The sequence below is a fragment of the Metasolibacillus sp. FSL K6-0083 genome (assembly GCF_038630865.1).
Classification (GTDB): Bacteria; Bacillota; Bacilli; order Bacillales_A; family Planococcaceae; genus Metasolibacillus; species Metasolibacillus fluoroglycofenilyticus.
Genome location: NZ_CP152046.1, coordinates 3,719,874 through 3,737,422, shown reverse-complemented (window position 1 = coordinate 3,737,422; position 17,549 = coordinate 3,719,874). Strand labels below are relative to the sequence as shown.

Annotated in this window: 17 protein-coding genes; 1 reads left to right on the top strand and 16 read right to left on the bottom strand. The window is 38.5% G+C overall.

The features are described from left to right. Window positions 1-65: 65 nt before the first annotated feature. From nrdF to MHB51_RS17415, 6 genes are all read right to left on the bottom strand, one after another. The gene (gene nrdF / locus MHB51_RS17440; RefSeq protein WP_066166540.1) at window positions 66-1,046 is read right to left on the bottom strand and encodes a class 1b ribonucleoside-diphosphate reductase subunit beta; all 981 of its coding nucleotides are present in this window, start codon (window positions 1,044-1,046) and stop codon (window positions 66-68) included. Further along, on the bottom strand, window positions 1,034-3,127 hold the full coding sequence (gene nrdE, locus MHB51_RS17435; RefSeq protein ID WP_107943138.1) for a class 1b ribonucleoside-diphosphate reductase subunit alpha: 2,094 nt from the start codon (window positions 3,125-3,127) through the stop codon (window positions 1,034-1,036). Before nrdE ends, nrdF begins: the two co-directional genes overlap by 13 nt. After that, window positions 3,124-3,495, bottom strand: a complete 372-nt coding sequence (gene nrdI, locus MHB51_RS17430; protein WP_107943139.1) for a class Ib ribonucleoside-diphosphate reductase assembly flavoprotein NrdI — start codon at window positions 3,493-3,495, stop codon at window positions 3,124-3,126. Before nrdI ends, nrdE begins: the two co-directional genes overlap by 4 nt. Then, window positions 3,492-3,722 (bottom strand): glutaredoxin, encoded by a 231-nt coding sequence (locus MHB51_RS17425; RefSeq protein ID WP_066166549.1) that lies wholly within the window; start codon window positions 3,720-3,722, stop codon window positions 3,492-3,494. Before MHB51_RS17425 ends, nrdI begins: the two co-directional genes overlap by 4 nt. A gap of 486 nt (window positions 3,723-4,208) precedes the next feature. Continuing rightward, complete coding sequence (locus MHB51_RS17420) at window positions 4,209-4,973, bottom strand: TIGR01457 family HAD-type hydrolase (RefSeq protein ID WP_107943140.1); 765 nt, start codon at window positions 4,971-4,973, stop codon at window positions 4,209-4,211. Continuing rightward, a complete protein-coding gene (locus MHB51_RS17415; protein ID WP_107943141.1) occupies window positions 4,974-5,423 on the bottom strand; it encodes a DUF86 domain-containing protein in 450 nt (149 codons plus the stop codon). Window positions 5,424-5,514: 91 nt separating this feature from the next. On the opposite strand from MHB51_RS17415, the gene MHB51_RS17410 reads away from it, so the two are divergent. Next, window positions 5,515-5,781, top strand: coding sequence for a DUF3055 domain-containing protein (locus MHB51_RS17410; protein WP_066166557.1), 267 nt, complete (start codon window positions 5,515-5,517; stop codon window positions 5,779-5,781). A 262-nt stretch (window positions 5,782-6,043) separates the two neighbouring features. On the opposite strand, the gene MHB51_RS17405 is transcribed toward MHB51_RS17410, so the two are convergent. The 10 genes from MHB51_RS17405 to MHB51_RS17360 all read right to left on the bottom strand — a co-directional run bounded on the left by MHB51_RS17405 (window position 6,044) and on the right by MHB51_RS17360 (window position 17,408). Next, window positions 6,044-7,258 carry an ISL3 family transposase gene (locus MHB51_RS17405; RefSeq protein ID WP_342558696.1) on the bottom strand — a complete coding sequence of 405 codons (1,215 nt, stop codon included), beginning with the start codon at window positions 7,256-7,258 and terminating at the stop codon, window positions 6,044-6,046. Window positions 7,259-7,455: 197 nt separating this feature from the next. Further along, window positions 7,456-7,782, bottom strand: a complete 327-nt coding sequence (locus MHB51_RS17400; RefSeq protein ID WP_066166560.1) for a YutD family protein — start codon at window positions 7,780-7,782, stop codon at window positions 7,456-7,458. Window positions 7,783-7,811: 29 nt separating this feature from the next. Beyond that, window positions 7,812-8,729: a lipoyl synthase gene (gene lipA / locus MHB51_RS17395; RefSeq protein WP_066166563.1), complete on the bottom strand. Its 918-nt coding sequence runs from the start codon at window positions 8,727-8,729 to the stop codon at window positions 7,812-7,814. Window positions 8,730-8,983: 254 nt separating this feature from the next. Continuing rightward, window positions 8,984-9,730: a sporulation protein YunB gene (yunB, locus tag MHB51_RS17390; RefSeq protein WP_066166567.1), complete on the bottom strand. Its 747-nt coding sequence runs from the start codon at window positions 9,728-9,730 to the stop codon at window positions 8,984-8,986. Between the two features lie 63 nt (window positions 9,731-9,793). Beyond that, on the bottom strand, window positions 9,794-10,894 hold the full coding sequence (locus tag MHB51_RS17385; protein WP_066166569.1) for an HD-GYP domain-containing protein: 1,101 nt from the start codon (window positions 10,892-10,894) through the stop codon (window positions 9,794-9,796). Window positions 10,895-11,460: 566 nt separating this feature from the next. After that, window positions 11,461-12,687, bottom strand: a complete 1,227-nt coding sequence (locus MHB51_RS17380) for an IS110 family transposase (RefSeq protein WP_342473200.1) — start codon at window positions 12,685-12,687, stop codon at window positions 11,461-11,463. A gap of 335 nt (window positions 12,688-13,022) precedes the next feature. After that, window positions 13,023-14,384, bottom strand: coding sequence for a bifunctional UDP-sugar hydrolase/5'-nucleotidase (locus tag MHB51_RS17375; RefSeq protein WP_066166572.1), 1,362 nt, complete (start codon window positions 14,382-14,384; stop codon window positions 13,023-13,025). 65 nt (window positions 14,385-14,449) lie between these two features. Continuing rightward, on the bottom strand, window positions 14,450-15,271 hold the full coding sequence (locus MHB51_RS17370; protein WP_066166576.1) for a sulfite exporter TauE/SafE family protein: 822 nt from the start codon (window positions 15,269-15,271) through the stop codon (window positions 14,450-14,452). Next, the gene (locus MHB51_RS17365) at window positions 15,271-16,128 is read right to left on the bottom strand and encodes a DUF72 domain-containing protein (RefSeq protein WP_107943142.1); all 858 of its coding nucleotides are present in this window, start codon (window positions 16,126-16,128) and stop codon (window positions 15,271-15,273) included. Before MHB51_RS17365 ends, MHB51_RS17370 begins: the two co-directional genes overlap by 1 nt. 182 nt (window positions 16,129-16,310) lie before the next feature. Continuing rightward, the gene (locus MHB51_RS17360) at window positions 16,311-17,408 is read right to left on the bottom strand and encodes an amidohydrolase (RefSeq protein WP_342472081.1); all 1,098 of its coding nucleotides are present in this window, start codon (window positions 17,406-17,408) and stop codon (window positions 16,311-16,313) included. Between the last annotated feature and the right edge of the window lie 141 nt (window positions 17,409-17,549).

Here is a 17,549-nt window from a genome sequence, read left to right as displayed (position 1 = left end):
AAGCATCACAAAAAGCGTCCAAAACATAGCAATGCACTGTTTTTGGACGCTTCTTTTTCATCAAATTACTTCTCTAAAAAATCAAAATTAAACGTTTCATCTGTAATTGGCTGAACTTTTGCTAGTGCATATGTTGAGCCTTTTTGAGAGAAGAAATCGTATGTTGAACCTTCGTTACGAATACCATTCATAACAATTGGGTTTACTTCCTCCTCAGGGAACATCGTATCTAAGCCCAAGTTCATTAACGCTTTATTTGCATTGAAGCGCACATAAGCTTTTACTTCTGGGGAAAGCCCTGTTTCAGCATAGATATCTTCCGTATACTTCATTTCATTTTGGTACAGGTCTAACAATAGCTCATAGCCCCATACTTTTAGCTCGTCTTGCTTTTCTGGAGAGAATTTACGGAAAATATTTTGTGCAAAGAAGCCAATTGCTACACCATGAATTGATTCGTCACGTAAAATGAGGGAAATAACTTCCGCGCTATTACGCAAAGTACCTTGCCCACCTAAATAAAGCGGGTAGAAAAAGCCGGAGTAGAATAAAAAGCTTTCTAGCATAACAGAAGCAAACATCGCTTTCCATAATGACTCATCATCGTTTTCTTTAATTGCTAAATAAACATCGCTAATGCGTTTCGCCTTATATTGTAAAAATTCGTTTTTCTTAACCCACTCGAAGACCGCATCAATTTCATCGTTATTACATAACGTTGTAAAAATATACGAATAGGATTTTGCATGAATCGCTTCAAAAGAGCCGAAAACAGTTAATACGGCTTTTTCCTGCAAATCATTATTATATTTCGCAATTTCGTTCATGCCGATATTCGTTTGCACCGTATCTAACAATGTTAAGCCACCGAATACTTTTTTGTACGTATCTTGGTGCTCAAAGTCTTTCCACTGTTTAATATCCTTTGATACAGCAATCTCCTCTGGCTGCCACATTTGCTTCCATTGCTGGTCCCAAAATACTTTCGCCAAATCGCTTGTCGGCTTATTCCAGTTAACCGCCTCATATGGTTTTAAATTGAGCATGATACACACTCCTCTAAAGTTTGTAATCGTTGACGCACGTAATATACTGTTTTAATGCCCTTCATCCAAGCATAAATATACACTTTCGCTAATTGTTCTGTTGTCCAACGATCAGTTACATATAATGTCATTGAAATTCCTTGATCGACATGCTTTTGTGCTGCTACATATAGGTCGATTAATTTATATGGATCAACTTCATATGCTTCCACATATAAATGACGATTATCATTATTTAAAAACGGCATCGGATAAATTGTACGACTATCTGCATAGTCTCGAATTTCCACGCGCTCTGTACATGGTGCAAGTGATGCTGTGCTGCTGCGAATATAGGAAATACTGCCTGTCGGTGCAACAGCTAGGCGGTAGGCGTTAAATACGCCATGCTCAGCTACCTGCTCTTTTAACTCCTGCCACATTGCAGCAGTAATTAGCGGCACATTACCTAATGCTTCTTTAACCGCTTTCGATGGCTCTCTCTCTTCTTTTGCTATATAAGAGTCAAAGTAATTACCGTTGGCGTATTCGCTCTCCTCATAACGATAGAATGTTTCACCCTTCTCTTTGGCAATTTGCATAGATGCTTGTAATGAATAGTAATTTAATGCTTCCATAAAGTAATCGACAAATTCAATTGACTCTGGTGAACCATATAAAATATTCGATTGCACTAAATGACCATGAAGGTTCATTACCCCAAGACCAACAGAATGCATTAATTTATTCGCCTTCGCTACAGATGGCACATTTTTAATATTTGTCATTAATGATACATTCGTTAAGAGCTGCATACTTGTCGTAATAAGCTCTTCAAAGTTTTCGCTTTTTGTTGCGCGGTAAATGTCGATAGAGCCTAAGTTACACGATACATCTAAGCCGTAAACATTTGGCTGATCCATATCTGTAATATCACTCGTCGTTTGTACTTGTAAAATTTCTGTACACAAATTCGACATTTTCACTCGGCCTAGGCCTTTTAATGCGTGATTTTCGTTGACATTATCATCAAACACCTCGAATGGGTAGCCCGATTCAAATTGTGTCTTTTTAATTTCCGTATAAAGCTTACGTGCATTAATGCGCTTTAGTTTTCGAATGTTCGGATTATCAAGCAATTCATAATACATTTCCGTCATGCTAATTTCGGACATGCGCTTGCCATATTCACGATAAATATCGTATGGGCTAAATAAAATAATATCTTTGTCACGCTTCATTAGCTCAAAGAAAATCGATGGGATAATAACCCCTGTCGATAATGTCGCTAAGCGAATTTTTTCGTCAGCGTTAGGCTTTTTCGATGAAATAAATTCTTCAATATCACCGTGGAAAATATTCAAATAGACAACGCCTGAGCCATTGCGCTGCCCTAGCTGGTTGGAATAGGAGAAAGAGTTTTCTAATAGCTTAGCAACAGGCATAACGCCGCTAGCACGATTTAAAATCCCTTTAATCGGGTCGCCTAATGGGCGTAAATCCGTTAACAATGTTCCTACGCCTCCCCCTAAACGAGAAAGCTCTAGGCAATAACCGATATTTTCTGCGATGGAATTCATCGTATCATCAACCGTCAATTTAAAGCAGCTTACTAGCTCACCACGCGCCTTTTTACCGCTGTTTAGTGCCGTTGGTGTCGCGGGCTGATATGCCTCCATAATACTGCGTACAGCACGCTCTGCAAGGCTTTGGTCTCCCTGTGCTAAATATAACGAAATAATCGTAATGCGATCCTCATATTTCTCTAAAATCTCTTGACCGTCACGGCTTTTCATTGCGTAGCTTTCATAAAATTTGCTGGCACTCATAAAGGATGGAAAACGGAATTTATAAGAATAAGCTATTTTGAATAACCTTTTAATAAATTCCATCGGATACATTTCTAAAAAATCTCTTTCATAGTATCCTTCATCGATTAAATATTTAAGCTTTTCTTCCAAGTCTATATAATAACGCATTTTCACATTGACATTTTCTAAAAAATACTTACGTGTCGCTTCTTTATCCTTGTCCAAATCTAAAATACCTGTCGAGCTATAACTATTCAATAAATCATTATTGAGCTTTAAATACTCTTTCAAATCTTTTCCCCACCTTCAATAACAGTTTGATAATATTCTCGAATTGCTTCATAATCGTGTGCAAATCCCCGAAGCTCTAGTTTGCGAACAATCGGTATTTGATAAGTGGCATTTATTTTATCGGCGGAGCCGCAAAAAACATTGTGCCCAAAATTGGAATTGCCGCTTGCAATCACACCTTTACAAAACGTAGCGTTTTCTTGCAAAAATTCCTCTACTATTTGTGGCACTGTACCAAGTCCATCCGTATAAGTAAATAATAAATAGGGCTCAGAAAGCTTGAGCCCCTTCGTCATCTCAATGTTCGGTAATTGGAGCTGATTGATGATAAAGCGCACATTTCCTGTCCTGCTTGCAAAGACAATCATCCAACTAGCTTGCTAATCTCTTCGTTAATTTGTGAAAAATCATGGATTAGCTGACCGTCGATTTCTAAAATCGGAACCGTTAAGAAACCTGCATTGACGATTTTCTCTTTTGCCGCAGCATCTAAATCTATATTAACTGTTTCGTAGCGCCCCTCTAAACCAGCTTCATTTAACTCCGATTTAACAAACATACATTTTGGACAAACTGTTTTTGTGTACAAGATCATTACGATAACCTCTTTCCATTTATTTTTTCATAGCATGTACCATTGTGCTTTGCCACATATACAAGTGAAACGATTATGTATTAGCATAATTATTGCGAACAATTCTTATTGCTAGAAAACTAAATTTTAATTTTCCATTTTTTTCTCGCCATGTATACTTATAATCTATACAAAATCTGAACAAGGTAACGCGCTAGATGTATGAGGAAAGCCCTTTATATAGCCATCCTCGCTATATTTCCTATATGTAGTGCGTTTTTCAGAAAAACAACACTATATATAGTGTTTATTTTGAACTGCATTTATTGTATCATACTCGATTTTAAAAAAACAACTCTTGCAATTTTTTTATTTTCATGAAAACATATATTCCATTTTGAAAATCATCATAAATACCTATTGCATTTAATTTATGAGTCAACAATTTTGAATAAACAACAAAAAGCTATATCAAAATAATTTTGATATAGCTTTTATTCTTCTGTTTTACAGCCACTCTTCCAACGAGCTCAAGCAATAAGTAGGTCGTTCTTTCTGCAATTGGGCTTGCTCTGTAGGAGTAACACCTGTATTCACATGAACCGTATCACAGCCAAAGCGAATGCCGCATAAAATATCCGTTTGATAATTATCGCCAATCAATACCATTTCATTTTTACAATAATGATGTGTTGAGGCAATCGCTTCTAACATAATTGGTGATGGCTTGCCAATGAAGACAGGCTCTACACCTCCTACGCTTGCTACAAGCCTTACAAAGGAGCCATTGCCAGGCACGAAGCCTTGCTCTGTTGGAAATTTAACATCTTCATTTGTAGCAATTAAATGTGCACCATTCTGCACAGCCAAGCAGGCATTTACTAGCTTTGAATAATTTACCTCTCGATCAATCCCCATCACAAAAACCTTTGCATCCGCTTCATCTGTAATATGTATCCCTTGGGATTGCAGGGCCTCTCGAATACCATCCGAGCCAATAAGCTGCACTTTTTGCTGGGGAAATCGCTCACTTATATATGTCGCCGTCACGACTGCGCTCGAATAAATATGCTCTAAAGGCGCAGCAATGCCTAATGCCGCTAATTTTTGCTGCAATTGCACAGGCGTTTTTGAAGAGTTATTCGTTACATAAAACGGTTCAATGCCCTCCTGTTGCAATTTATGAATAAAGGTAATGGCACTGTCAATCCCTTTGTTTCCACGATAAACCGTTCCGTCTAAATCAAAACAATATGCTTTATAGCGCTTCATTTATTTATCCTCAGGCAAAAATGCGGAAACAGGTCCAAGCTCATTCGTTAAATAATCTTGCACTTTGCCTGAAAACTGTTTTAAGGCCCCTAACGAGCCTGAAAGCACTTTTATGACTTCTTCATCATCCACTTGAATAAATTCGCGTACAAGCATTTTACGCAAGCCTACAACAGCTTTTAGAGACGCGTCCATATCTGGTGAAATGACTTTCTCATCTACTAATATATCGATAATATCTTCATAACTGCCCGGGTCGCGCATAATAAAGCCATCAATCATTAAATTACCAACGTCCATCATCGATTCCATTACATTATGACCGATACGCTCAAGTGCTAGCTTTGTCATATCATTTTCAAGCCAATTTTCTTGCTCTTCAAAAATCGCCAGCAATGTATCTAAATGTTGTAAGTTTAATGAAATTTTATTTCGATCTACGAAATACATTCAAAACGCCTCCTAGTACCTAAATAGTTGATAGTGTTTTCTTATCTATAGTAACATATTCTAGAGATACGAAAAGGAGATAGAAATTCAAATGGAAAGATTTTTCTTATATGATGATGTAGAGGATACGAAAACGCGCTTCGTTAGCTTCGCAGGCAAAACACAGCGTTATGATTTAGCGATATTACAAAGTGGACGCTTTTTTGGTAAAGTACTTGTTTTAGATATTCAGTTCGGTCGCTTTGCGATTATCGGTCCCGACGATGTAGAGGAGCCGGGCTATTTAGAGCACGTCTACAATCGCACCGAGGAAGAGACAGCTGATTTGCGTGCGTATTTGACAGAGCTACTAAGCTAAGGACTCACGCAGCATGCTAAAAGGGCGTGTTTGAAAAGCTTTTTTGAGACAAAGTTAATGACAATTTATTGTGACTACCGCAGGAGCAATTATTTTCTGCGACGAGTAATCGCAGGAGCAATTATTTTCTGCGACGAGTAATCGCAGGAGCAAGTATTTTCTGCGACGAGTAATCGCAGGAGCAAGTATTTTCTGCGACGAGTAACCGCAGGCGCAAGTATTTAGGTTCAACGTCAAATGTTGGGGTGAGGTAAAATTCACGTCACCCCAAATGAACCCCGATATTTCTATACCGAATGTTTAATAAGATTTTTGCTTTGAAGTGATCGAAACGCCGAAAGCCATATGCGTTGCGTTTCATCACTTTTGTTCTGTTGTTAATGCCTTCTAAAAATCCATTGGAATAAGGGAAGTTAAAACTGTTCAAAATCTCTACCTGCCAGTTTCTAAAAGTTTTAATGGCCTTTAAAAACGCATGAATCTGCTTCGTTTCCACTTCCTGATAAAATACTTCTAACCGCCTTTTTACTTCTACTACATTTTCTGCTGTTTTAGCCCAGTCAAACCATTCGCAATAAGCTTCTTTCAGTTCGTATGCCTGCCGTAATTCTTCAGACATCCCCAAATAACGGTCCACATACCAGCGTTCTTTTCGGGTCAGTTTAGATGCCCGTTTATAGAGCACATGACGCATCCGCTTACACTTCTTCCGGTCATATGCGTGCCATTCCTTCTGCACTTTTCGCCGTACCTCATCCAACGCCCAGTAGATGTACCGGCAATAGTGGAACCGGTCTGCAATGATGACGGGCCGACTCAATGCTTTTTTGACTGCTGCTTTGAAGCTTGGATTCATGTCCATCACCACCAGCTCCACGCCCTGACCATATTGGCGCAGATAGTCCTGAATCGTTTCTTTCCGCCGGTTGGGTAGGATATCAAGCGGCTCCCGGGTTTTTGCATCCGCAATGATCAGTTGGAATTTTCCTTCGTCTGTATCTCCTTTATATTCATCAATCGCAATGGCTTTCGGCAGGCGCACGCCTTCTGCCATCTGCGTTTTTGCGGCTGACTGAAAGCGGCGGATGATGGTGGAACTAGAGGCACCGAGAACCTCACCGGCTTCTTTAAACGTCTTGGCTTTCACGGAGCGCACCTGTGCCACCTGATTCCATTCCTTTGTGAAGCGCTGATACCTTTCCACAAATGGAGCGTGTTCAGAGAACCTTTTTCCGCAAGAACACGCATAACGGCGCCGTCTGTAAAACAGGCAAGTCAACCGTTCAAACCACTTCAAATGCTTGACTTTCTGCATGCGGTAATCATGGATTTTCTGTGTAGTTTCCCCGCAGTTCGGGCAGCAATGAGGTTTTTTAGGAAGAGACACATAAAGGCAAGTCCGCTCTCCAAGCTCCTCCACCTTCTCGATAATAACTCCTTTTAATCCAGGGATATTCATGATAAAATTCATATACACGTCTCACCTTTCTCTTACTTGTTTCTCAACAATTCAAGTATAAAAGAAATCGGTGAGTACGTGTCTTTTTTTATCCAAATTGTGTGTACACCCCAACAAATATTATAGAACCAGTATTTAATGTAAAAAATAAGGCTGTCCGAAAAGGAATACCCTTTTGGACAGCCTTATTTTTTAGACTGTGAAACTTAGTTACTTTATAGTTCTTCTATCAATTCCTCTGTATCAACTGCAACTTCCTGCTGTGGTGCTCGCCCTATTTTTTGAACGATAAAATAAGCGCAGCCAAAATTACAGTATTCAAATAAATAATCCTCAAATGTACTGATTTTTGTATCAAAGGTAGATTTGTGATTGCGATCATCAAAAAATCCTTTTAGACGAAGCTGACCATATCCCCAATCTCCTACGATATAATCATATTTCGTCAAAATATCTGAGAATCGCTCTAAAAATACTTCTTCATTAAAGCCTTCTCGCACATTTTCGATTACTTCATAAATATAACCTTCTGCAACAATCATTGAAATACCACCTATCTATTTGCACATGGCTATGCTTTCGCCTGTGCCTGACGTTCTTTTGTTGCTGCATTTACTTGCTCATCTGCATGGTAGCTACTGCGCACTAATGGACCTGCCTCACAGTGACTAAAGCCTTTTTCCATTGCAATTTTGCGAAGCTTCCCGAATTCTAGCGGAGAATAATATTTTTTAACCGACAAATGCTTTTTCGTCGGCTGCAAATATTGACCAATTGTCATAATATCTACATTATTTGCACGCAAATCATCCATCACTTCTAAAATTTCATCCCATGTTTCACCTAGACCAATCATTAATGAGGATTTTGTCGGGATATCTGGCTGCATTTCCTTTGAGCGACGTAAAAACTCTAAAGAGCGATCATATTTTGCTCGTGCACGAACTCTCGGTGTTAAGCGACGCACCGTTTCGATATTATGATTTAAAATATCCGGTTTCGCATCCATAACCATCTGTAAATTTTCTTCTATCCCACCTAAATCAGATGGCAATACTTCAACAGATGTCGCTGGACTTTTACGACGAATCGCACGAATTGTTTCCGCTAATACGCCCGCGCCACCATCCTTTAAATCATCACGTGCTACCATTGTAATAACAACATGCTTTAAATCCATAATTTTTACTGAGTCTGCTACGCGCTCTGGCTCTGCTAAATCGAGCTCTGTCGGTAAACCTGTTTTAACCGCACAAAAACGGCATGCACGCGTGCATACTGAACCTAAAATCATCATCGTTGCCGTACGACGCTCTCCCCAACACTCATGAATATTTGGACAACGCGCTTCCTCACAAACTGTATGCAAGTTGTTATCGCGCATTAATTTTTTTAAGCCTTTATATTGTTCATTTGTATTTAATTTAATTTTCAACCAGTCTGGCTTGCGTATGTGCTCTTCTTTTGCTGTAGGTTTACAAGATGTCATCCAATTTCGCCCCTATCATAAAATCAATTACGCCTCGGCTAGCTTTTTCAAGCATGCACAGGAAAGCTTCTTCAAAATCTGTGATATTTGCCGGAGGCTTTATTTTGATTTGCGCGAGAAGCTGAACATCCGCGCAAGTCAAAATAAAACTTTAGTACTTTTAGTCAATGTACCATATTCCATGCGCTACAACAACTTTATTTATAGCGGGGCATTCAAAAAGCGTGCTTAGGTACTGTTTTTCGAACGTTTGGTTAATCATAAGGGACAGGTACCTCTAACGATGGCTGTATGCCTTCTCCACCATTCGTATAAATATGTGGAACCGAACCTTGCACTAGGCCAATTGCTACAGGAATATACTGCTCTACTGTCGATGATTTCGTAGCAAACGGCACAATAATTTGTACATTCACCTCTAAATGAATACTTACCTCAACATAGGCATTATTTATACCAAATTCTCTAATAGTGGATTGTACATCACTATGTACATTCCCTATAATATGAAATCGAATCGGTATTTTTGGTCCTAAATTTCCGAGTAAAGGAAGATTAGCAGCTTGCCCGAGTGGTACAAAAAAAACGATACCATCGCCCGCTTCCATTTTCCCGACATCGTATTCGACATTTTCTAAGTTTGGTAAATGTGTTAAATCTCCATTTTCCGCTTGCTCTAAATATTCTTTCACCAAAGCCTGTGTTTCTGCGCGAACACGATTAATGATTTCCGTATTAAACTTTGTCGTAATCATTTCACTTGAGCCCGACGGTAAATTTTCAATAATATCATTCACATCTAATACGCTAGAAGTGCGTGCATTAATCGCTTTATTGACAACAAAAGAAGCCACTTTATTCGTTTGCACTTCTGCATATTGTAAATAGGTTGGCATTAAACGAGCATTCATCCAATATAAAAATAATATAATGACAACGATAAGTGTCAAAATGACAAAAACGGCTGTATTTCCTCGTTTTTTATGTTGCCTGAATCGCATTTTTCTTCGTTGTAGAAGCAGAAAAATCCCCCTTGCTCTATTCGTATGAGCAAGGAGGGGGAACTATTCAGAAGGGATAAATTCTGTTTCTATTTTTTCAATAGTAATATTGAATGTATTTGCTAAATTGATTTCATATGTAGCTACAAGCATCTCACCGTTTTCCTCAAAAATTCTTATGTATGGCAGGGATGGGTGTAACTCATTTTGTCGTGAAACAATACCTCGACGTCCGTCTGATAAAGTAAGTACGGTTCCATTCGGATAATGAACAACGCATTTTTTCAATGCTTCGACAACTTTTGCATCGTATAATGTCCCAGCATCTTTTTCTAGAACGGCAATACCTTCTGAAGGCAGTACTTTTTCACGATAAACACGATTCGATGTAACAGCATCAAATACATCTGCTACAGCAATAATTTTAGCAAATGGGTGTATTTCAAATTCGACTAGACCTCTAGGGTAGCCGCTTCCGTCTAAGCGTTCATGATGTTGGAAGGCACAGTGTGCTACCAAGAGTGAGATGGAATGTAGATTACGTAGCAAATCGAAGCCATAACGAGCATGCAATTTCATTTCATTATATTCGTCCTCTGTAAGAGCACCTGGTTTTTTTAAAATTTCAGCTGGTACTAATAACTTTCCAATATCATGCAAGATTGCACCAACGCCAATTAAGCGCAACTCTTCGTAGGAATATCCTAATTCCTTCGCAATGGCAATTGAATATAATGTAACTTGGAAAGAGTGATGATATAAGTATTGATCGTATAAATATGCATCTGATAAAATAGTTAAAAATTCATGGCTATCAACAATCGTATCAAGTAGCCCCTCTACAATCCCATTAATAGCCTTTGACTGTTGCTCGATAATATACGAAGCCTGTGCCCCTTTAAGGTTTCTAACCGTTTCAAATGTCTTTGTAATTTCTTTAACTACTCTATGACGAACAATTGGGTCGACTGTTTCCTCAATTTGTATGCCGTCAGATATTAAATCATCTATATAAATATATCGAATGTTTAATTGTTGCAATCTTTCAATGATTCGGTGATTGATGACAACGCCTTGGTGCAAGAGTGGATGACCCGCTTCATTCCATATCGTCTTCCCAATGACCATGCCTTCTTTCACAACATTTAATGATATTAATCGCATATTTATAATTTAACCCCAATTCTACTATATACATTATTTTTATTATATAAGTAATAAACAAAATAAGATAGATGTACAAATGAAAAAATCATGCATATTGATTGAGCCAACAACATTTCGACTCATATTTGCCGCAGTTTTTCATGCTCACATAGAAGTGCCTCAGCAAAAAAATGATAGCTCCTTCATAATCCAAGTAAAACAATACTCTCAAATTAAAAAGAAATCAACATACATGATAATTTAATTTCTTTCAGCGAATGTCTATACACTTGCTGATAAAGAGGAATTAGGTCGTTGTCACAGGGCGTGACAATTTTAGGTTAACTTCAACTAATTAGCTCAAAAAATTTGGAAGGGGCTGCCCGAAAAGTGTACATCTTTTCGGACAGCCCTTCTTCTTACCTCCAGTCAATAGTTTTTAAGAAAATAATTAAAGTTTTGAAAAGACTTTTTTGTGAGGGTGGGGGTACCCCCACCCTCACAAAAAAATTGCGCATGCCAAAGAGACCTCACGAATTTTCTTTTTTTCGAAAGGTCATTGTGCTATAGTTAATTTACTTTGGTTACGATTTCTGAGCTGGTAGTGCGGACTCATAATCGTACAGAATGCCTTGTGTCATTAACTGAAACGTCATTTTCAGAAACTTATTGATACAGGCGACAATCGCAACCTTATGAGGCTTTCTCTGAGGTTGCGTTTTTAATTTATCGTAATAATCTACCAGGTGATTGTTAGTCTTTTTCCGTAACGTAATCATCGTACAAATCATAAAAAATAAAATCTTTCGTAGCTTCTTATTTCCTCTTTTATTGATACGATCACGATACTGCGTGTTACCCGATTGATAACGCATAATATCAATACCTACATACGCATTTAGTTGTTTCGCATTCTGAAAGCGGCGAATATCCCCTAATTCACCGATTAATCGGCAAGCTGTTGTATCGCCAACGCCCGGAATCGAACGAAGCACTTGGTATTCTTTGCGTTCCTGTGACATCTCCACCATTTGTTTCACAAGTGTTTCCTTCTTCTCAACTAAATCCATGATACGAGCTGCGTAGTCACGAATTTGATCACAACGAATATCGGTAGCTTTAATGGCTGGATAACTATTTTGAGCAGCCTCTAGTAAACATTCTGCTTTTGCCTTAGCACGTGCGAATGATAGGTTTTTTCGTGTATTGGCTTTTAACCGATTTTTAATGACTGTTTTCGAATGCGCCAGTAACAGGGCTGGATGTGGATAGAGCTGAACAATATTTAAAAACAGGGCCGAACTTGGTGTAATGAGTGCTTCCAACTCCGGAAAACTCAAATGTAATAACGCATGCATTCGACTTTTTAATCGCGTGATTTCTTCATCAATCTCATCATAATAACGTGTAAGTCCACGCATCTGTTCATAATAATCATCCTGCACATAGGTCGGCTCACGCTCCATTTTAAAATGGGTTTTCGCTAACTCATGCGCATCACTACTATCGGTTTTATTTCGACGCATCGAAGCCATTTGTAGATTCGCTTCAAGTGGATTCATCCGACAATAGGTGTAGCCATAATCGATTAGAAACGTTTCCAATGGTTTTGAATAAACACCTGTCGCTTCAAAAACGATTTCAGGTGCTTGACCGTCACGCTCCGCTATTTCTTTCATTCGCTTATGTAATTGTTCAAAGTCCATACGTGTATGATTCAGTTCACCTTCAAATTCACATTGACGATACGGATTATAAATCGCAATGGTACTTTTTCCTTTACTCACATCTAACGCAACCACATGTTTCATCATACTTTCTCCTTTTTAGCCAATCATAGAAGTCTTCACAGTGCCTTACCGATTCCATTTTCTTCTACACGATCTCTTGGACCCAACATACTAAACTGATTCAAATAAGGGTGTGAAGTCAGTCGGTTTTTAATACGGATTCTAAAATGATCCCAAGAGCTGTTCGACTTTCCTTCACTTCTACTATAAAAAAATAGTAGCACAAACCATGGCCTTGGTTTGTACTACTAATGTTAGTATGTTTCTATATTAAATATTGACTAAAAATACTTGTACCTGCGGTTACTCGTCGCAAAGAGTTCGTCTCAAAATAGCTTTTCCGACGACCTCTTTCATCACTTAAATTTATTTTGTCCATAAAGTTTTAATATATCTCGTAAAAATAAAGGGAGGTAATAATGTTTTTTGGCATATTTAAAACTCGGGAAAAAATAACCAAATGTAAATAAATCAAGCGTCACCAATTTATATGTGCGTTGCAAATCTGCCACTTCACCATTAATAATTAGCTCACGCTGGGCATTCAAATCAAAATGATAGGTTAACAGCTTGCCAAATACAATTCCTCTAAAGCCCAGCCCTTTAAATTGGAGTTGTGGCCATTCCTCGTTCATTGATTGCATATAAATTTCCTTCAGCTCCGTACCGGTAAGCTCAATCGTACATAAGTTAATTGGATGAGGGAAAATCCGATGAAGGTCGTATGCTGATACATAGCCTTTTTGCAAGTCCTCTAAAAAAATACCCGCATTGAAAAGGGCACAATCTGCACTTGAATATTGAATCATTGCCTCTGCAAATAAATTGGAAAGCTGTGAATAATGAAACCATTCTTTATTATACGTTTTTGGTGCTGTAAAAATCGGTTTATCTAGCTTTTCCTGCGCTTCTTGCATTAAACCTTGCAAAAATGCTGGCTCCTCTTTCGGGCTAGGGAGCAATGCACACTCGATGACCTTTTCTTGCTTCGTTATCCTTTTCGTTTGATGGTCAAAGTCAATGGTTAAATGCCCTACATATTGACCGAATTTTCCACAGCCAGTTAGCAGCACCTCTCCAATGAATTTTCCTGTCTCGAATAGATGATGTGTATGTGACCCAAAAATTACGTCGATTTCAGGGCATTCATCTGCAAGTAGCTCATCCTCTGTCTTTCCTAAATGAGATAAGCAAATGAGAATATCCACCTGCTCCTTTAACTGCTCGACAATCTGGATAATCGCAATTCTCGGCTCCGTTACTTGCCAGCTTAACGAACGATAAAATGCTTCGAACTGTGCAGTTGCACCTACAACCCCAATTTTCGTTCCATATTTCGTCGTTAAAATAGTATACGGCTTAAGCCATGCAGGCTGCTCCCCTTTTGATGCATATAAATTAGCAACAACAACTTCAAACTGTGCATCTTCGTACAGTGCTTCTAAGTCTTCAGTAGCAAATGTAATTCCCTCATTGTTGCCAAGCGTCACAACATCATATTGTGCCTCGTTCAATAGTTGAACATTGCCTTTGCCTTTCGTTGCCTCCGTATAAATATTTGAACGATCAATATGGTCGCCAATATCTAGTAAAAAGCTAGGCTCACCTTGTGCAGCTAATAATGTACGTTGTGCATGAATATAATTCTGCGTACGCATCCAAAATTCAAAATGACTATGTAAATCGTTCGTATGAAAAAAATGAATTCTTTCTTGCACAATGCACACCAGCTTTCTTTAAAAATCGATAATATTCGCCTGAGGCTCCATCTGTTATTTTAGCATCAAAATAGCCCATCTATAATAGAACGAACACCTAACAACAATAGAATGATTCGCAATACAAGTACCAATGTTTCTGATTTTAACTTTTTATTTAATTTTGCACCATATTTTGCTCCAATATATGCTCCCGGAATAACCGGTAATGTATATAGCCACGGGACATTTCCTAAATAAATATGCGAAGCAGAGTTGACAATCGATGTTAAAAATACTAAAAACATCGATGTAGCAATAGCCACATGCGGTGGGAATAAGAATAAAATCAGCATTGCCGGAACTATCATCGAGCCACCACCGATGCCAAACAGCCCCGACATACAGCCGACTGCAAATGTTAATAAAAAGGCAAACCAAATGGGGTAACCATACACATATTCCTTGCCTTCACTATCTATATATGTTTGCTTCTTTCCATGCTCGACAAACCAATAAACAGGCTTTAATTTATCACGTACTAATAAAATAATCGATAGAATAATTAATAAAATACCAAAATATAAATTAAATGATGGCAAATCTAACCCTTTATTAATCCATGCACCAAGCATCGTCCCTGGTACACTACCCGCAAAGAAAATAAAGCCTGTTTTATAATCTACCGTTTTTGACTTCATTTGTGTTACTGTAGAGGCGAGACCTGTAAAAATCATCATCACAACAGATAGACCAACAACCGTTTGTGGTGTAATATCTGGAATCAGCCCTAAATTAATACCTATAAATAGCGTAGCAGGTACTAAAATAACTCCCCCACCTAATCCAACAAGCGCCCCTATAATACCGGAGGTCATCGCAATAATAAATAACAATATAAATTCCATTAAAATTCCCCTTCAAAAATATTTAGTTGTTTTGGTGATAAATTTTCAAAGTGCAAGCCCAGTATTTCCTTTAGGCGCTGTGCGTTTGGCGCGGCATGATAATCAGAGTTATTATTAAACAGTACATAAACTCCCTGCGCCTGCTGCCGCAATTGCCTTACATAGGATGCTATTGATTGTAGCTCATCTTCATTATAATCATATAGAAAACGAACTTTGCGCCAATTATGTGCATTGCCACTATTGCGCCAGCCATGCACATTGCGACCATGAATACGAAATAGCACCTTATCTGCTGTCGCAACAGGTACGAGCGGAACAGAGCCCGTCCCTGCCTGCGGTTCATCACAAACAGTATGAATAAAGTTGTGCTCCTGTAAAAAGTGCAATGTTTTCTCCCTCATTTGCGGAGCATACCAAGTTTGATTGCGAAATTCTATCGCTAATGGCAAATTCGGTAATTGCTGTTTGACATAGCGAATATAATTAACATTTTTCGTTGTGCAATCAAACCAAGGAGGAAATTGTACAAGCACCATCGCTAGCTTATTTAAGCGCTGAAATGTATGTGCACATTCTAAAAAGGCTTGAAACATATCATTCCGCGTCTCATATGGTAACTCATCACGCAAATGTCCTGTAATTCCTTGATAAGCCTTTAATATAAATTGAAAATTATCAGGTGTATCCTGGCACCATTTTTCGACATTTTGATTGGCTGGAATGGCATAAAAAGATGTATCTACTTCAACAATTGGAAAATGTCCACTATAATCAAATAGTTTATCACGTGCCGTCGTCACCGTTGAATATAGAGCAGGATGATCTCCCCAGCCTGTTAGCCCAATCGAAATCATTTCCTCTCCCCCTTCCTATATGCTCCTTTATCATAACATAAAGTAAAACTTCACTCAGTGAGGACAATACTTAACCGCTGCTTGAAGAATATTATGGCTTCAAAATATTATACATGCCGATTGTAAAACTGCTGTTACGTTCACTCAAAGCTTATGTAACAATCTTTATCCTAACTACATCATTACCCTTGTTGCATTGTGCGTAAGCAAACATCTGTTAGTATCTCAATCCCATTGACAATGGCTTGATGATTAAATTGCATATGTGGGTCATGCAACCCGGGCATTACATCTGCCCCTAGAGCAAGCATCGTCGCCTTTAAATGCGGCCTTTCAATCGTGTAAAAATGAAAATCATCTGCACCTGGCGTAATAATCGTTGGGAAGGCAGGTCTTTCTAACACATGCTCAATTGACTGCGCTAAAAGTGCTGCCGCCTCGTCATGCACAACTGCTGCTGGAACATAATCAAAAAACTCAATTGTAATGGGTACTTGATGCAACGCACTTAATTGCGTACATATTGTTTTTACCTTCTGCTGTAATTCCTCCATTATCGCATTCGTTTGTGCACGTAAATCTAAACCAAATGTTGCTTTGCCGGGTATAATATTAAAATTTTCAGAGCCTGCATATAAATTGGTCATTTTTGCAGTCGCCGCTATATGTGGGTCTGTGTAGGTTAACCCTAAATGATGCACAATAGAAGCAGCTACTTCAATTGCATTGACCCCTTTATGCGGGCGCGCACCGTGATGATCCACGCCACCAATTTGCCCTTTTACAAAGGCACATGAGCCATGCTGAATGCCTGCTGCACAATTTGGAAAAGCAATTTCATCAAATGGTCGTAAATGAACGCCGTAAAAATAATCTAAATCATCAATCACACCTTCTTGAATGACGCTTAAAGAACCATTGCCAAGCTCCTCTGCTGGTTGGAAAATAGCGCGTACTGTTCCGTTGAATTCACCTACTTCCTTTAGTCGATGCATAACGCCTGTCACAATCGTCATATGTGCATCATGCCCACATGAATGATTTGCCTTCATTTCTCCATCCACTTCCTGCCATAGTGCATCCATATCTGCGCGCAACCCTATTTTCGGTGAGCCCGAACCAATTTCAACAGAAAAACCAGGTATATTTTTAAATCTTTTTGGCTGAAAACCAGCTGCTTCAAATAATGCAACGAGATAATTAGTCGTTTCAACTTCCTTAAAGCTTATTTCACCATGTGCGTGTAAATGGCTGAAAATATTCAACATTTTTTCTTTCATAAAAAAACTCCTCACATAATGCATTGTCGTTTGTCTATACGTTCATCCTATAATCTTTTAGTTTGTTCTTGACTTCATCACTTTTGCTTTGTACGATACAATTAACGACCATTTAGCGACATGGTTTTATTGTAAAAAAGA

What these genes read in the sequence shown, in the direction of transcription:
- MHB51_RS17370 (WP_066166576.1), bottom strand. Translation starts at nt 15,271, where the DNA reads ATGGAATTTATATTGTTATTTATTATTGCGATGACCTCCGGTATTATA.
- MHB51_RS17360 (WP_342472081.1), bottom strand. Translation starts at nt 17,408, where the DNA reads ATGAAAGAAAAAATGTTGAATATTTTCAGCCATTTACACGCACATGGT.
- yunB (WP_066166567.1), bottom strand. Translation starts at nt 9,730, where the DNA reads ATGCGATTCAGGCAACATAAAAAACGAGGAAATACAGCCGTTTTTGTC.
- nrdF (WP_066166540.1), bottom strand. Translation starts at nt 1,046, where the DNA reads ATGCTCAATTTAAAACCATATGAGGCGGTTAACTGGAATAAGCCGACA.
- MHB51_RS17365 (WP_107943142.1), bottom strand. Translation starts at nt 16,128, where the DNA reads ATGATTTCGATTGGGCTAACAGGCTGGGGAGATCATCCTGCTCTATAT.
- MHB51_RS17425 (WP_066166549.1), bottom strand. Translation starts at nt 3,722, where the DNA reads ATGATCTTGTACACAAAAACAGTTTGTCCAAAATGTATGTTTGTTAAA.
- MHB51_RS17410 (WP_066166557.1), top strand. Translation starts at nt 5,515, where the DNA reads ATGGAAAGATTTTTCTTATATGATGATGTAGAGGATACGAAAACGCGC.
- MHB51_RS17415 (WP_107943141.1), bottom strand. Translation starts at nt 5,423, where the DNA reads ATGTATTTCGTAGATCGAAATAAAATTTCATTAAACTTACAACATTTA.
- MHB51_RS17400 (WP_066166560.1), bottom strand. Translation starts at nt 7,782, where the DNA reads ATGATTGTTGCAGAAGGTTATATTTATGAAGTAATCGAAAATGTGCGA.
- MHB51_RS17380 (WP_342473200.1), bottom strand. Translation starts at nt 12,687, where the DNA reads ATGAAACATGTGGTTGCGTTAGATGTGAGTAAAGGAAAAAGTACCATT.
- MHB51_RS17420 (WP_107943140.1), bottom strand. Translation starts at nt 4,973, where the DNA reads ATGAAGCGCTATAAAGCATATTGTTTTGATTTAGACGGAACGGTTTAT.
- nrdI (WP_107943139.1), bottom strand. Translation starts at nt 3,495, where the DNA reads ATGATTGTCTTTGCAAGCAGGACAGGAAATGTGCGCTTTATCATCAAT.
- MHB51_RS17385 (WP_066166569.1), bottom strand. Translation starts at nt 10,894, where the DNA reads ATGCGATTAATATCATTAAATGTTGTGAAAGAAGGCATGGTCATTGGG.
- lipA (WP_066166563.1), bottom strand. Translation starts at nt 8,729, where the DNA reads ATGACATCTTGTAAACCTACAGCAAAAGAAGAGCACATACGCAAGCCA.